Annotated in this window: 9 protein-coding genes; 5 read left to right on the top strand and 4 right to left on the bottom strand. The window is 40.1% G+C overall.

Annotated elements, in window-relative coordinates; translation table 11 throughout:
- Positions 1 to 92: 92 nt before the first annotated feature.
- The gene (locus ACMZOO_RS13435; protein WP_440903846.1) at positions 93 to 3,296 is read right to left on the bottom strand and encodes a TonB-dependent receptor; all 3,204 of its coding nucleotides are present in this window, start codon (positions 3,294 to 3,296) and stop codon (positions 93 to 95) included.
- Positions 3,297 to 3,545: 249 nt separating this feature from the next.
- On the opposite strand from ACMZOO_RS13435, the gene ACMZOO_RS13430 reads away from it, so the two are divergent.
- Positions 3,546 to 8,102: an alpha-1,6-glucosidase domain-containing protein gene (locus ACMZOO_RS13430; RefSeq protein WP_440903845.1), complete on the top strand. Its 4,557-nt coding sequence runs from the start codon at positions 3,546 to 3,548 to the stop codon at positions 8,100 to 8,102.
- A 153-nt stretch (positions 8,103 to 8,255) separates the two neighbouring features.
- Entirely contained in the window at positions 8,256 to 9,356 is a 1,101-nt protein-coding gene (locus ACMZOO_RS13425; RefSeq protein ID WP_440903844.1) for a GGDEF domain-containing protein, read from the top strand.
- A gap of 269 nt (positions 9,357 to 9,625) precedes the next feature.
- On the opposite strand, the gene ACMZOO_RS13420 is transcribed toward ACMZOO_RS13425, so the two are convergent.
- Positions 9,626 to 11,104: a TyrR/PhhR family helix-turn-helix DNA-binding protein gene (locus ACMZOO_RS13420; protein WP_440903843.1), complete on the bottom strand. Its 1,479-nt coding sequence runs from the start codon at positions 11,102 to 11,104 to the stop codon at positions 9,626 to 9,628.
- A 78-nt stretch (positions 11,105 to 11,182) separates the two neighbouring features.
- Between ACMZOO_RS13420 and priC the strand changes: the two genes are divergently transcribed.
- From priC to ACMZOO_RS13405, 3 genes are all read left to right on the top strand, one after another.
- Positions 11,183 to 11,671: a primosomal replication protein PriC gene (gene priC / locus ACMZOO_RS13415; RefSeq protein ID WP_440903842.1), complete on the top strand. Its 489-nt coding sequence runs from the start codon at positions 11,183 to 11,185 to the stop codon at positions 11,669 to 11,671.
- 29 nt (positions 11,672 to 11,700) lie between these two features.
- Complete coding sequence (locus ACMZOO_RS13410; RefSeq protein WP_440903841.1) at positions 11,701 to 12,195, top strand: hypothetical protein; 495 nt, start codon at positions 11,701 to 11,703, stop codon at positions 12,193 to 12,195.
- 88 nt (positions 12,196 to 12,283) lie between these two features.
- Complete coding sequence (locus tag ACMZOO_RS13405; protein WP_440903840.1) at positions 12,284 to 12,619, top strand: outer membrane protein assembly factor BamE; 336 nt, start codon at positions 12,284 to 12,286, stop codon at positions 12,617 to 12,619.
- A gap of 235 nt (positions 12,620 to 12,854) precedes the next feature.
- Here ACMZOO_RS13405 and ACMZOO_RS13400 read toward each other — a convergent pair whose 3' ends face one another.
- Positions 12,855 to 15,965, bottom strand: a complete 3,111-nt coding sequence (locus ACMZOO_RS13400) for an efflux RND transporter permease subunit (RefSeq protein ID WP_440903839.1) — start codon at positions 15,963 to 15,965, stop codon at positions 12,855 to 12,857.
- The gene (locus ACMZOO_RS13395) at positions 15,966 to 17,129 is read right to left on the bottom strand and encodes an efflux RND transporter periplasmic adaptor subunit (protein ID WP_440903838.1); all 1,164 of its coding nucleotides are present in this window, start codon (positions 17,127 to 17,129) and stop codon (positions 15,966 to 15,968) included.
- Positions 17,130 to 17,424 lie beyond the last annotated feature (295 nt).

Genomic DNA, 17,424 nt, shown 5'->3' with positions numbered 1-17,424 from the left:
ATAAGTTGAAACAAAAAAGCCCATATACATGGCTACAAGTATATGGGCTAGGCGTCAAACATCCTCAAGCAAGGATGATAAAGAACGAATAATTATAGGCTGTAGTTGAAACCTACAAAGTAGTTACGACCAAAGTATTGGATAGTACCTGTTTTGCTTTCATCACCAAAGTAAGAGCGATTCGCTTCATCAGTTAAGTTATTAACCGAAAAGATAACGTTTAAGTCCTCAGTGAATTTATACTTAATTTGGTAATCCAAAATAGTCTCTTCCATAAAGAATGCACTTTGATCTTGACCAGTTGCAATCTGACGGCCTAAGTAAGACTCACGGTGACGTGCATTTAAGTAAGTTTCAAACACATCTTCATAGTTATAGAAAATAGTGAAGCTATAAATGTTAGGAGATAAACCTTCAATTGGCGTATCTACATCACCTTGACCATTACCAATATTAACGGTACGAGTAATTTCACTCTCTGTATGTGAATAGCTACCCGCAAAACCTAAACCATTAAACGGTGCAGGCAGAAAATCGAATGTTTGCGTATAACCAATTTCGTAACCACGAACATAACCGCCTTTGTCGTTATTAACAGTTACAGTTAAATCACCCGGCTCAACAGGTTGACCACTATCTGAAGTTGTAGGTAATTCAATACCCTCAGCAGCAAAATCAAAATCAAACATAGTTACTGTGTCGGTAAAGGATTCAATATCTTTGTTATATAAGGCAATAAAGAATGTACCATCGGTTTCAGTAAAATAATGTTCGAATGAAACATCAACCTGTGTAGCCAAGAATGGTTCTAAATATGGGCTGGTACTCATATCCATATTCACCACGTCTTTACCGTCACGAGTACGATTAATTTGATAATTAAAATTACCACTTACCGCCATTTGTGCCATATCTGGTCGAGCAATTACTTTAGCTGCTGCGAATTTAAGATAGTCGTTATCTGTTAAAGCTAAACTTAAGTTTAATGAAGGTAAAACATTGTCAAACTTATGAGTTAAATCACGGTATAAATGTGAAGAGCGAGTAACCCCCACATCATCGGTTATTTCGTCACCTAAACCTACAACCTCTAATACCTCACGACCATCTTTATCTAATACAGGATCGCCATTTTCATCAGTTTTAACACGACGAGAGGTTGGCGCAGCACTCACACCAAAGGCGTTTTGTTCAGTTTCCACAAAGCGAACACCTAAGTTACCGGTAAGAGGCATATCAAACACTGTTAAATCAAGATTTGCCATTACATATGCAGACTTAACCTTTTCGGTAATTTCTCTGTCATTAGTAATAGTCCAATCAGCGCCTTGCCATACATCAACAGGAGATCTGTCTAACGGATTACCTTGACTGTCAACCAACCATTTATCAGCAATAGCTTCGTTATTAATCGCCAAGAATGAAGGTAGAGATGAAAACTCGCCGCCAAATTTAACCACTTCCACTTCATCAGCCGATAATTGGTAAGGTGCAAATCTAACATCCTCTTCACCACCGACAAAAGCGATATAGTTGCCTTGGCGCATCGCATCCCAACCTCGGCGATCCATATGAACACCATCTTCAAAGTGACCTGGGCCACCATAAGACCAAACTCCACGCTCAAGTAAATGCTTACGTTCAGAAACACGTACTCCGGCCTCAATTGAGCGAATGAAGTCATTTTCCAGTTCATATTTTACATCTAAACGTAAAGCGTCCGCTTGGTTCTCTTCATAGCGAGGAAATTGCGAATAGCTGTTTACCATCATCTTGTTTATGTTGGTAAAATCAACCGCTTCACCTGCCATATTAGTAACTGACACAGTTGGAACTTTTAGGCCATTCATACGGTAATCAAGGACTAAATCAGTTTCTACTTTTGGTGTAGCCGCAGACGAGTCTTCAAACATTAACATGCTCATGGTGCGGTCATACGAATCTTCTGAGGCTTTTGAATGTGACCAATCAGCAGTGATGGTTAAGTTATCAATCACCCAAGTGGCGTTTAAACCCAAAGTTAAGGTTTCGCTTTCGCTGGTTGCATCATCCGCCATATTAAGTATATGTAGAGGGTTAACACCAGAACTGCCGTTGCCCGCAATACAAGGAGCTTGAACTTTACCGTCAGTTATTGCGTTACATGAATCAGCGGGATCATATTCAGCAAATGGTGTAGCTAACGAAGCATAATAAGTACCGCCAATGATTGAATAACCTACTTCATCATTACCAACAACTGTAGGGTCGCGCAATTCAACACTGCGTAAATGTTCAGTTGAATTAATACTTCCAAGACCTTGAACTTGAATACCTCGGTCCCAAGCTTTTGAATCAAAAGTGGAGTAAAATGCATCGGCTTTAAGAGTAAAATCATCGGTTGGTTGCCACACAATTGCAGACATCACACCATTACGCTCATCTTCACCACCGCGCGACATCATTTCAAAACCACCGCTATAGGCAAAACAGCCGTTTTCACGCCAGTAAGGGTCTGTTTCTTCATTGCCGCAGTTGCTTAAACCTTGAAGGCCATCATATCTAACTTGATTGTAGTCAAAGTTGTAGCCAACAAATTGGGTTGAAACACGTGGCTGGAATAAACGAGCAAAACCGACTGCAACACCTAAGGTGTCATCTAATAATTTAGTTTGGAAAGAGGCGCTAAATCTGTGGCCAACTTCAACTGTATCAGGGTGATCATCTGAACGTGAGTTGGATGTTAGCTGCAAATTAAAGTTTCCCTTGAAATCATCAGCCATAGCCAAAGGGTTGGCAGTAACTAAGTCTATCGTACCTGCCACACCACCTTCGATTAATGAAGCTTTTTGCGATTTGTGCACTTGAGCTGTACTGATTAATTCAGAAGGAAACTGAGAAAACTCGACACTACGACCACCAGCAGTGGATACTTGCTCACGTCCGTTTAACGTGGCAAATACATATTGACCAGACAAACCACGAATATTTAATTCACTCGCCTGACCACCATTACGAATAGCAGTAACACCAGCTAAACGAGATAATGCATCAGAAATTGACAAATCAGGCAGTGAACCCAAATCATCCGCGGTAACCGCATCGACCATAGTATCAGAGAACCGCTTGATATTAACTGACTCGATTAAACTACGGCGCATACCCGTTATTTGAATAACCTCAGTATCTTCCTGCTCTTCAGCGCCTTGTTCTAGCTCTGCTTTAACATCATCTACTTCTTGTGCATGTAAAGAAGTCATGGTCATACCGCCGGTTAACAAAGCTAAGGTTAACAAGCTGGGTTTGAATTGGCTCATATGCATCTATCCTCAAACTCTTTTTTATTGTCAAATTAAAATGTGTATTCCACCTACTTGTTCAAAACAGAAGTTTGAGCAAGTGGATTCTTGATTAATTGCATAATAACCAAGCCGTGGTTAAGAAATGGTTAAGAAAAAACTATTTTTCCTTAACCATTTCTTAACCAGTGTTTTTGTAAGCTAACAACAATGTCCAAAGTGGGCGCATTTTTCCGAACTGATTTTCAGCACTGGAGTTTAAACATTATGATAAATAAAATGATACCAGTCTCTGTTATCGCTGCTGCTATAAGCAGTGTGCTAACAGGCTGTAACGTGTCAAATGAAAAAGGGTTAGATGAGGTTGATAATGTCAGCCAAGTAGATACAGGCTTAGTCTGTTCATATCCAGACACAATTAAAACAGATAGTTTTGGTTCCGTTATTCTTGATGAGAATGGCAACCAACAATGTGAAAGGGTCGCATTAGTTTGTTCAGGGCAAAACTACAATCCAATTTCACATGCTTGTGAAGCCAAAGGACGCCATCCAAATGCACCTCTTGAATTGGCGCAAGCCATTCCTTCATATTCAGAACAAGAAGGTGAACAGTTTGCTACTTTGTTTTTCTGGCGCGAAGGCCTAACTGAAGCGAACGATGTTATTGGTGACGGTACTGACGACTTAATTATTCATGCATGGAACAATGCTGATTGTAACGCCTACGACCCAACGTATTTTGAGGAAGGTGCTACACAAGATCCTGAAAATAATGACTACTGGGGAACAGATTGGCAAACTGGGGTAAAACCTGATGGCTTAGATCCAAACTACGGCGTTTATTGGACATTCCGATTGCTGCCTGAAAATACTGGCTGTTTCAACTTTATTATCCATGAAGGTAGCACTAAATCACCGATAGAAGCTGACATGCGTGGCATAGTTGACTCTCGTAACTCTGACCGCATGAACTACGTTGCAGTTGGCTCGACTAATCAACCTGTAGCATCATTTTACCCTTATTACAGTGAAGCTGGAGATCCAACTGACGGTTTACGTGAAATCAATACTGATCTAGCTACCCACTGGTTTGATAAAGATGTGGTGTTATTTAACGATGACAATGCACAAACCATTCGTTTGTATTACTCACAAACTATGCCAAAACTTTTCCCAGGTGAAGGCTATCGTGGTGTACCTTACGTCGAGTTTGTTCGTAACGAAAATGCGTTAACTGCAGAGCAGCAAAGCCGAGCTATGTATCGTAGTGGCATGACTACTTTTGTTGCTGCTGAAAGCATTGAGCCGGCTATTGCCAAACAAATGTTACAATCGCGTATTGTCGCCGTAGCCTTAGATGCAAATAACGAACAAATTTCTGGCAACCTAGTACAAACAGCGGGTGCAATCGACGCACTTTACACCATGGGTGAAAACGATGCTGATGAAGCTTCATTAGGCATCATTTATGATGGCGACATGGTTACTGCATCAGTATGGGCACCAACTGCATCTGACGTTAAGTTAAAACTTTACAATGATATGGATAGCAGTGGGAACTACAGCTCAACTGGCGAAATGGCAATGACCTTTGACGATACCACTGGTATTTGGTCATACACAGGCAGTCGTGCTGATTTAGACAGAAAGTTATTCCGCTATAACATTAGTGTTTATCACCACTTAAATGATAATTTCGAAAACTACGAAGTTATTGATCCATATGCAGTCAGTTTAACCACCAATGGCCGCTATGCACGCTTTGTTGACTTAAATGACGAAGACTTAAAACCAGAAAATTGGGACACACACACAATCCCAACCATAGAAAACGTTGAAGATGCTATTGTTTATGAAGGGCATATTCGCGATTTTTCAATTATGGATGAATCTACCCCTGCCGCACACAGAGGTAAATACCTTGCATTTACACACAACGACTCAGCACCTGTTCAGCACTTAAAATCTTTAGCAGACGCAGGCTTAACTCACTTCCAAGTATTACCAGCTAACGATATCGCTACAATTGATGAAAATACGGCAAATCGTATAGAACTTGACGATACTGTTGGTGATTTATGCGCAGTTAACGAAAATGCACAAGTTTGTTCAGTTGCTCAAGATAATGTCATTATCAGAGACCTGTTAGATAACTACTCAGCAACTAGCGAACGTGGCCGCCAATTGTTAAACGACCTAAAAGACTTAGATGGCTTTAATTGGGGTTATGACCCATATGCGTTTAATGCGCCTGAAGGCAGTTACGCGACTAACCCAGAAGATACTTCACGCATAGTTGAAATGCGTGCCATGGTACAAGCTTTACATGAAATGGGTTTACGTACCTCGTTAGACGTTGTTTATAACCACACTAGCTCATCTGGCTTGTGGGATAATTCAGTGTTAGACAAAATTGTCCCTGGCTATTACCAAAGGTTAAATACTGAAACTGGTGACGTATTAGGTGACTCTTGCTGCCAGGACACGGCAACTGAACACAAAATGGCCGCTAAGTTAATGTCGGACACTTTAGTTTCTTGGGCAGTTAACTTTAAGTTTGACGCTTTCCGCTTCGACTTAATGAACTTAGTTATGAAAGAAGCTATGTTGGATGCAAGAGACGCAGTAACTGCCGTTGACGCAGATACATACTTCTATGGTGAAGGTTGGTCATTTGGTCCAGTGCAAGCCGAAGGGGCAACTCAGGCAACTATGGCTGGTACTTCTATTGGTTCCTTCTCTGATGTACAACGTGACGGCGTGCGTAACGGTGCATTGTTTAACTCTGATGGCAACGGCAATGACGTTGACAATATACGCATTGGTTTAGCAGGTAACATTTCTGATTACACCTTTAAATCAGCCAGTGGTGTATTTGCAGAAGCCAATACCTTTAATAAACCAGGTCAATCACAAGATCCAGCAGATACCATCAACTATGTTGATAAGCACGACAACGAAACTTTATGGGATCAATTACAATACTCATTAGGAGACGACTGGAGTGCATGGGATCGTGCACGTGCACATGTAGTTGCAGGTTCATTCCCATTATTGAGCCAAGGTATTCCATTTATGCAAATGGGTTCAGACCTATTGCGTTCAAAATCAATGGACAGAAATACTTACAACTCCACTGATTATTTAAATAAAGTTGATTTCACCAAAACAACTAATAATTGGGGTGTGTCATTACCAATTGAGGTAACTAACTACGACAGAACGGTCGAATTGCTGAAAAACTCAAATATCCAAGTAGACAGCAGTGAAATTAGTTTCGCGTCTGATGCATATAAAGAGTTATTAAAAATCCGTTCAGGTAGCAAGCTATTCCGTTTAAATACCGCAGAACAAATTAAAGACCGTGTTGGTTTCCACAATGTAGGTGCAAGTCAAACTCACGGTGTAATTGTTATGAGTATTGACGATGGTGCTGGTTGTTTGTTAGCAGTACAAGACTTCGAAGGTAACTGTGACCAAACAAACACGGATAATCTACGTGCCGATTTAGATGCTAATTACGATGCTGTGGTTGTTGTATTTAATGGTACTCAGTCTGAACAAACTATGACAATTCCAACGGCAACTGGCTTTGCGCTACATTCAATACAGCAAGGCTCTGCAGATAATACAGTTGCATCGTCTAGCTTTAGCTCAGATGCAGACAACGGCTTCTTTACTGTGCCTGCGTTAACAACCGCTGTATTTGTTAAAAACCAAGATGGTGTTCAAGGTGCTGGCTTAAGTGCACTTGCAACAGTTGGTCGTCCAGACGTACCGCCTTATGGTGCTACTGAGTTGTATCTAGTTGGCTCAATTTCAGACCCGCAATGGACTCATTTAGAGGCTTACAAAATGAGCTTTGTTGGCAACTCTAGCTACGCAATCACAACTCAATTAGATGCAGGTGACTACAACTTTAAAGTATCAGCAGATGGTTGGGCATATCCAAACATTGGTGACGGTGGTGACGCTGGCGAAGTACAAATCAGCCTCGGCGAGAACTATACATTGCGTATTGATGGTGGCAGTGGTGATATTCAAATGAATATTGCTGAAGCGGGTGAATATACCTTTATTCTAAACGGTTCTGACCGCAATGCACCTAGCATTATGGTTAAACCTGCAGCTGATAAACCTAAATTCGCAGCAACCGCTTATATCCGTGGAACGGTAAATGCGAACGGCGGCTGGAATACAGAAGATCCAATGTTATATGTTGGCAATGGTAAATATGTTACCTCGATATATCTAGAATCTAATGATGACAACTATATGTTTAAACTAGCGTCGGAAGATTGGGGTACTATCAACCTAGGCGCAAGCAACGCGACAGTTACGCTTGGTCAGGCGTTAACCCTCAGTGGCACTGATAATGGCGATATTGCACTGCCAATTACAGAATCAGGAGACTATGTATTTGAGGTGGATGCAACTGACCCAGCAGCGCCAATATTAACCGTAAGCAAAGAAACCTTACCTTATACTGGTGAAACAGCTCATTTACGTGGCTTTAACGGCGACTGGGGTACTCCATACAGCTTCACCTACTATGGCGCTGGTTACTATGGCTTAGACGTAAAAGCAACTGCAAGCACAGAGTTCAAAATCGCAGATGCAAATTGGGCAAATATTAACTTTGGTATGGATGAAGACTGGAGTACAGGTACATTTGGTAGCAGTTACGCCCTGTCTAATGGCGGTGCCAACATTAACCTTAACGTATCCAACGATACAGACTTACGCATGATAATGCATGTTACTGACGACACTAGTAACACAGCAACATTGCAAGTCATCAATATCGCTGAGTATGACTACTAATTAAACTTTGGAAATCCCCCGAGCATGGATGCTTACTTCCAAAAAGCGCTAATAAATTTAGCGCTTTTTTATTGGTTTTTACTATTTTTTCTAGATAGTTAACAAAATCCCGCTAGACTTAAGTTAAACGGATAAAACTATAATCGGGTTGGCGTGTTCAGCTTTATCAAACAACAGTTCATAAAATATTGCCAAAGTGGCATCCCTGAATATGCAGATACAGAAGATCGCCGCCGCATTATGATCATCAACTTGTTTGCACTGGTCGGCAGTAGCTTAACCTTAGTTATGGGTTTGCGTGCTTGGTCTGAAGCAAATTTTTTATTAGCCATAGTGCTAAATGTTGCTGCTGTAGTATTTTTATCCGCCCACTTATGTATTAGATTTTCTTCCGATTATAAACTACCAGCACGTTTAGTACTGTATTGCTTAACCATGTTAATGCTTTATCTGGTTTATTCTGGTGGCGTGGATAACACTGGATTACTTTGGGTATACATACTACCGCCAGTAGCATTATTTCTAGGTGGATTATCAACAGGCGTAGTTAATATTATACTATTTAGTTGTTTAAGCTCGTTTTTACTTTACTTTGATGCTGGTCAGCTAATGACAGCAGAATACACAGACAGTTATAAACTTAGGTTTATCTTGTCGTTTTTTACCGTAACTTTTTTGTCTTGTTGTTACGAATACTCACGAAAAGCCTCTTATCAACATATTCAGAGTTTAAGCGACAAATTTGAATTGATGGCTAAAACAGACTCGCTTACCGGTTTGGCCAACCGCCGCGAAATGATGGAACAAATCCAAAAAGAATACGCACGCATTAATCGCAATAACGACACTTTATGCCTTCTGCTATTGGATGTTGATAGGTTTAAATTGATAAACGATGGTTATGGGCACGACGTTGGTGATCTTGTACTGCAACAATTGGCCAAAACCTTGACAGAGAACTTAAGGACGCACGATTTAGTCGCTCGTTGGGGTGGCGAAGAATTTTTAGTTATGTTGCCCGAAACCAATCATCAACAAGCGGTCGAGGTTGCTGAAAAGCTGTTGGACAAAGTGGCGACACACAATTTTGAGATTAAACATTTTCGTAAACAAGTAACTGTGAGTATAGGTGTTACTGAGCTACACAATCAGCAAACCATAACCAGCGCTATTGCTAAGGCAGATAAATACCTATATCAAGCAAAACAAAGTGGTCGTAATAAAGTGTGTTACGAGGCTCTAGAGTCTGTATAAAACACTAGGGCCTGTTGATCTTTCGGGTACAATTTTGCAGCAGTTTGTTTGGTATTTATACAAGGCATAGCGATTGAAGTGTAGTGAGCTACATAAATGAGCTATAACGCAGAAGAAATACCAAACAAACGCTGCCCTTCGGGTTCGTCCTAAATGCTTTTTACTCTTTGTTGCAGCATTTTGACTTAATCCATTAGGCCTTCAATGCTGCGCCTTGATTAAACAGCATTTAGTTAGAACAAAATTTGTCCACGAAAGATCAACAGGCCCTAAGACCGTCTCGCTATCTTAACGGTGGAACGGTTGATGCCATATTCACGTAGCTTATTTGCAATCGCTGTATGGCTCAGTCCAAGCTTACTAGCAAGCTGACGAGTGCTAGGATAATACGGATAAAGCTTGCGTAACAAAGTGCTCTCAAACTGTTTAACAGCTTCGTCTAAGCCATTTTCCAAATAGTCTTGAACGGTTAATAACTCATCCTCTTGCTGATCTTCTTCGATATGAATATTGGCCAACTGTATGCACTGTTGATCAGATAAAACCACGGCTTGGCGTAATACATTATGTAACTGAGATGCATTGCCAGGCCAACTATACTCTGTTAGACGCTTAATAACATCATCCGCGATATCAATCGGCGCAATACCTGAATCTAAACAAATCTGTTCAACAAATAATTGGCTTAACTCTGCAACATCCTCCAGACGCTGACGCAAATTAGGCACCACTAACTTACTGTCAGCAAGCTGATAAAACAAATGTTCATTAAAGGTTCCCTGCTGCAAAGCCAAAGTTAAATTATTATTGGCTGACGCATATAACTTCACCTGCTGCAATTTGTTGCGGTTGCTTAACAACCAGGCTAACACGTTTTTTTGTTGGGCCGCACCTAACCTATCAATATGCTTTAAGTATAAGCCACCGCAAACATCCAAATTAACTTTAGTCAGTTGTGTGGACACATCATCAGCAGTTAATTCAACCACAATCAGCGCTTTGTTATTGGTTGAACTTAAAGCGTGCATCAACTCAACAACAAGGCCTTTGCCTACACCAATTTCACCAACCAATAAAACTGGCTGTAAATTAGCGGCTAGTTTTTTGCCATCACGCACCACTTTGCGCATTGCCGCTGACTGCTGCACAATTGAGTTACAAATCGCATTGGCTTTTTGCTCGTTTGGATATTGTGAATGACCATTAATGAAACGAATGGTTGCGCCAGCAAAACCTTGTAGTCCTTTATTGTTGTTTAACCACACTGGTTGTAGCTCAAGTTGGAAAGTCTGCTCTGCGACTTCAGCAACGGCCAACAAACGTTCTTTTGGTTGCTTATCTAACCACTTTTGTAAATTAAAACCTTTTATCCAATCAAACACATGTATTAAGTCATGTTTCAATAAGCGAGAAAAATAACCATTTGCACTAGTACTTAACCGAATAAGTTCGCCGCTGGCTGAAACAGTTAACCATTTTTCAGTCGTTGAGATTAACTGGTTTTGGTATTCTGCTGATTCTAATTCCAAAGGCATAAATGCCACTTTTAAAACATCCGATACGCCGTTAATACGACGAATTTCCGGCATTAAGTGTTGAAACTCAGCAAATTCAATATTCGGGAAATGAATAAACAGTTTGTTCGTATGCACCTCAATACCTTGCAAATCAATTTGATGCCGAACCAAGATTTCCAATACATCTTGGGTGATGCCTAATCTGTTTTCACATCGAATTTCAAGTCGCATATCTGACTCTACTAATGCCTAATGACCAAAATTAGTTTAAGCTTAGTTCATTGATTTAAAATTCGCTATTTGCGGCATATGTCTGAGCCACTACAAACAAAAGTTGAACAAACACTCAACCAGCTGATAAGTAAAATTAGTCAGTTGAGTTACCAAGAAAAAATTATCAGTTTGTTACAGTTTCATTCTAGCTATGCCTGCCAGTCTGAAGAGCTGCAAGACTATGCAAACGAAACCCAACAGTTAATCGAACAATGTTTTGCACACAATAATGAACGACTGTTTGATCGATTAAATGATCAGCTTGAATTGTTGGCAAAATGTGCCATTAACCAAAAAATTGAAGATATATCAAACAAAAGTAATTATGCGAGTAGACTTGGCCAAATGCACAAAAAGCTAGCAGAGTATCGCCAATATCTAACAAAGTTTGATGATCAAATTAGACTAAACCCAACACTACCAGACAATCATCAACTAAGAGTTCGCCGCCAGCGTTGTTTAGATGCGATTGAGAAACTGGAAACACAAATCAGTCGATTTGAACAAAAACGTAATTTTTATTAACCTGCGAATAACGAACTCGGAGTCTTCACATGTTTATACGCATCCTAATCTGTTTATTCACTGCAAGCTTATTTTTGTCTATGCCTGCCCGAGCTGAATTTGATTTACCCGGCAAAGCAACCTTGGTATACCCTTCAGGGTTAGAAAAATCCGTCGACTTTGGTTTTAGTTTTAAAATGACAGATGAAGGTACAAAATTTAGTGCCGGTACGTCTAGCGTATCCGTCAGCCAAGTACCAGAGCAATACACCTTAGCCCTTTATCTACATAAAGATGAATTTATTTGGGTTTCAGAATTCTCTCAAGGTTACTTCTCTACCTTTACTTATAAAATTGGCGAGCACTTAATCGAATTACGCAAAGCGCCAGAGCGCAGTATCAAGGGTAAATATGAACTTGTGATTGACGGTAAAATATCCTTATTTGATAGCAATACCATTCAGCTCGATTTTATTTTTAATAGTGATGGCATTAAACGTATTGTGCCACGCGGCGCGATTAAAAACATTGGTCAGCTGAAATAAGAAACTATTGCTTTATAGCACTGTCTATAGTCGCTATACTCATTTCCTTAAACCTATTTGGCCGTAATTAATAAATTTGAATAAAGTTATGTTAAAAAAACTAATCTGTATTGGCGCTATCTGCATGTTGTCTGCATGTGCATATAAAATTGATATTCGCCAAGGAAACTATATTGAAAAACGAGATGTTGCTAAATTACGTCAAAACATGAATAAAGATCAGGTGATATTTGTTTTAGGTAAACCTGTGTTAAAAGATACCTTTAGCGACGAAAAATGGTATTACGTGTACCAAGTTGACTACGGTGATGGCCGTGAAACAAAACGAATGGATTTAATTTTAAACTTTGAAGACGGTAAATTAGTTGATATGTCTGGTACTGTAGATAAGCCAGAAGAATTCGCACAATCAATCGACGAATAAACACTTGCAAATAAGTTAAACGGCAAACCAGCACACAAACTGGTTTGCCCGAGAACGACTCACACAATAATCGCCCTCACACTTACACACAACAGACTTAAACAACTAAATAGGATTAATCGTTTAAGTCGATGTCTATAATAATGAAAGTCAGTCAAAAATGGAACACTTATATTCAAAATGAATTAAGACATCGTACCACAGTGCGACAGCTTCATATTTCACTTACAAAAAGCTAACTTTTAGACAACCTAATTACACCAGTAATATCACTTAATATCGCATATAGAATAGGCAGTAACAAAAGTGTAATAACGGTTGAAAACAAGATCCCAAAAGCTAACGACACTGCCATGGGGATTACAATTTGTGCCTGTAAACTAGTCTCAGAAACTATTGGGATCAAACCAAAGAAAGTTGTTAGCGAGGTTAACAATATTGCTCTAAAACGTTTAGCGCCCGCTTGCTGAATTGAATTCAATAAAGTTTCACCTTGACGGCGAGCTCGATTAATAAAATCAACTAAAATAAGCGAGTCGTTAACTACAACCCCCGCCAGTGCGATAACACCAAAAAATGACAGTATACTGACCGACAGTCCTAACAGCATATGACCAATCACAGCACCTAAAATCCCAAACGGAATAACAGACATAATAATAAAAGGCTGGCTATAAGATTTAAGCGGGATGGCCATCAGTGCATAAATTGCCACAAGTGCAAATAAAAACCCGATGCCTAAACTGACCATAGCTTCTTGCTCTTCTTTCGAGGCTCCGAACAATTCGAATTTAACCTCAGGAAATTGTTTTAGAATATCAGGAATAACTTGATCTGAAACTTGGGTAGCAATTTTGCCTGGTTCAGCGACCGCTTTATCTACTTTCGCGGTAACACTGACTGATCTTTGATAATCAATACGCTGAATAGAAGAATAACCACTCGCCATACTAAACTCAGCAACAGTGGCAAAAATAGCCCGTTTGCCATTGGGTAAATCCACCCACATATGTTCTAGGTTTTGGATAGATTGACGCTGCTCACGTGGATATCGCACCATAACTTTAATTTCTTCGTCGTCGCGTTGAATACGCTGTACTTCAGCACCATAAAATGCGGCTCGAACTTGGCTAGACAAATCAGCCAATTGCAAGCCCAAGGCAACCCCAGCTGGTTTTAGCGATAACTGAATTTCATCTTTACCACCCGTGTAAGAGTCATCAACATCATAAACACCTTGATAAGTTTGCAGACGCTCTTTGAGCAATTGTGCAGCGGCAGCAATTTGTTCAGTATTGTCACTTCTAAATAAAAACTCTAAGTCAGCACCAGCACCGCCTTGTATTGAACCATCAAAACTGACCGAACGTACCCCGGCTAACTCACCAAACTGCTCGCGCCAATAATTGGCCACTTTGACCCCATCAATTTTACCGCTGTAATCTCGATTTAATTCAGCCCAAATAAGTCCAGTTGTCTGCCCTGTATTAAAAGCTGAGCTATGAGCAATAACCTGCTGATCTAACTCTGAATAATGGGCTTGATGTACTTGATATAATGCTTGTTCCAAACGCGCAATCGCTTGATTGGTTACCACATCCGGCGTGCCATCTTCCATTGTTATGCTAGCTTGCACATAATCACTTGGTAAATTTGGGAAAAAGACAAAACGCACCGCACCTGAAGCAACCATACCAACAGTGATAATTAAAAAGGCGAAAAAACCAGCCAACACTGTGTAACGAAAATGAATACACTTAGCTAAAAATGGTGAATATTTAGTGTCGATGAAATGATTGAGTTTACCATTTACGCCATTGCGCACTTTAGCTAATAGGGTTTTACCCTCGGCGTCGTTCGCTACTTTATGGCTACGGCTGACCAAATGCGAAGGCAAAATCCATTTAGATTCAACCAAAGAAAATACCAAACACAAAATCACCACCATACCAATAGAAGCCCAAATCGGTGATGATGCGCCTGGCACCAACAGCATAGGAATGAATGCAACTATGGTGGTTAACACACCAAAAGTTGCGGGCACAGCCACTTGGTGCGCGCCCCGAACAACATTTTGCGCTGTGTTACCATGTGTTTGCACAGTGTTGTGGACACTTTCACCTATGATAATAGCATCATCTACCACTATGCCTAGAACTAAAATAAACGCAAATAAGCTGATCATATTGATGCTGACATCAACGTGCGGCATCACAGCCAGCGCACCTAAAAAACAGACAAATAGGCCAACAATCACCCATAATGCGAGTTTAAGTTGGAGAAAAATCGACAGGATAAAAAAGACTAATAAAGCGCCCATCATCATGTTATTTAACATTAATTCTAGGCGACCATTTAAGTAATACGAACTATCCCCCCAAACTGCCAATTTAACCTCGCTTGGTAAAGATGGTTCGGCTTGTTTGATATAGTCTTTAACTGTTTGTGATATCTGCAAGTCATTTTGGTTACCCACAGAGTTAACTTGAATACCAACACTTGGTTGACCATCAAAATTAGAAAAAGCTTCGCGTTCAACAAAACCGTCTTTAATTGTCGCAACATCCGCCAATATAACTTTAGTGCCATTGGCGCGCTGGATGATAACAATTTTGGCAAAATCAGCTGCATTGTAAGCTTGATTATCAGTACGAATTAAAATGTCACCATTGCTACTTTTAATGGTTCCGCCTGGCATTTTTATTGAAGATGCCCTAACTTTTTGCACCACCTGATTTAAACTTAAACCATAAGCCACAAGCTTTTCTTGACTAATTTCAATACCAATTTCATATTCTCGAGCGCCCACTACCTTAGCGGATGAAATACCAGGTAATTGGACTATTTCATCACGTAATTGATTAGCATAAGCTTTCATCATTTGCTCAGACACACGGCCATACACTTGCAGCCATAACACAGCTTGTTCAGGTTTAACTCGGTAAATAACTGGCTTTTCTGTGTTATCAGGTAAACTCGGTATCGCATCTACCTGCACTTTAACTTCATTGAGTAGCTCAACAACATCGTATCCCTCTTCAACATCTATGATGACTCGAGCTAGCCCCTCTTGGGCAATCGACTCAATTTTTTTAATACCTTCAATACGTTTAACCGATTCTTCTACTTTAAGTACTACCCCTTCTTCAACTTCCTGCGGTGCCGCCCCCAAATACGGAATTTGCACGTGAATTTCATCGAGCTGAATGGTCGGAAAAGATTGTTTTCGAATGGTGAATACTGAATAAATGCCTGCCAACACTATACTGATCATCAATAAGTTTGCAGCGACTGGGTTATTGACAAACCAAGCAATCAGTCCTCGTTTATATGCTTGAGTTGTCATCTAGTCAGTTCCTTTTGTTAAGCGGATACGCATACCGTCAACTGGTTTACTTAAAGCAGATACAACCAAAAGGTCATTAGGCTCCAACCCTTTATCCACGTAGATATAATTAAGCTCTTGATGGACTATGTTTGGTGTTCGAATGCGCAATACATCACCATTGACAACTAACAACTGCTGCCGTGGCGTTAATAAACTACGCGCAACACGAAACACTTGTTCAGTTTGCTCTAGAGTGATTTTAGCTTTAACAAATTGACCAACAGCAAGTGGATAGGCATGTGAATTAGCCAAATTGTATGGATCGTTAATTTGTGCAACGGCATAAATAATTTGTGTATCACTTTCAACTACTTGTTCAATTCGAGCTAATTGAGCTGTCCAGCGCTGAGGTTGAGCCAAATTGTTGAATAATTCGACTGATATTGGTGCAATTTGCACCGCATTTGTTTGTGGTAAGTGAGGTTTTAACTTTTGATATTGAGCCAAAGTCAGTGGTAAACGAATTTCAGCCACATCCGTGGCAATTACTTTTGCTACGGCAAAACCTGTGGTTACATAGTCTCCAAGACTAACTTTTCGCTCTACCACGACACCCTTGTACGGCATACTAATTTTAGTACGTTTAAGTTCACGCTCTGCCCTATCTAACTGCGCTTTGGCAAATTCAACATTGGCTGTTTGCGCAGCTATTTGTGGTTTTCTAAGCGCTAAGTCGCTTGCTTGGTCACCGTAGGCTTGCCATTCAACTTTCGCCACATCACCACGGGCTAATTCTTCTTGTAAATTAGCTTGTGCTAAACTCAAGTTGGCTTTAGCGGATTTAACATCTGCGAGATAATTTGATTGAGAAACCTCAACTAACACAGCGCCTTCTTCTAGGAAAAATCCCGCATCAAACTGCTGTGCTATTTTATCTATCTTGCCACTAATTTGGCTGCTTATTATCGTTGTTTGTTTAGCTTGAACGATTGCTTGGCTGTCGATAGAAAAAGGCCAAGCTTGTTTATTTAACACCTCAGTCGCAACCAATGGCGGCGCATGCTCCAACGGCTTTTGTTCCGGCGGCGTAGCCTGCATTTGTAAAATTTTAAAAACAATCGCAGCGAAAACAAGAATGAGAACAGGCCAAATAAATCGCCAAGGAAGATTTTTAGTATTCAAGACAGTTTCCTTAATGAAGGTTAATTTGATTTCTGATTTAGCATTAAATACGTTGATAAATAGATTTCGGCTTATTTATAACCTTATTTTCATCTATAAGTAACACTTGGCTGAAATAATCATGAAAAAAGATAAACTGGATAAAAATCAGCCTAGTGCGTAAATTAAATTTATTGCTATACTAAAGTTGGTTTTGCGTGATAAGCATCAGCTAGACCTTGCTCATGGTATAGAAATTGTATCAATTTAATTGCACGCTAAATGTATCAAAGTCTTCCATTAATAAACTAAAGGG

The sequence above is a fragment of the Catenovulum sp. SX2 genome, from assembly GCF_052056295.1.
GTDB lineage: Bacteria > Pseudomonadota > Gammaproteobacteria > Enterobacterales > Alteromonadaceae > Catenovulum.
Note: the sequence above shows the minus strand (reverse complement) of the source record. Positions and strands in the feature narration are given on the sequence as shown.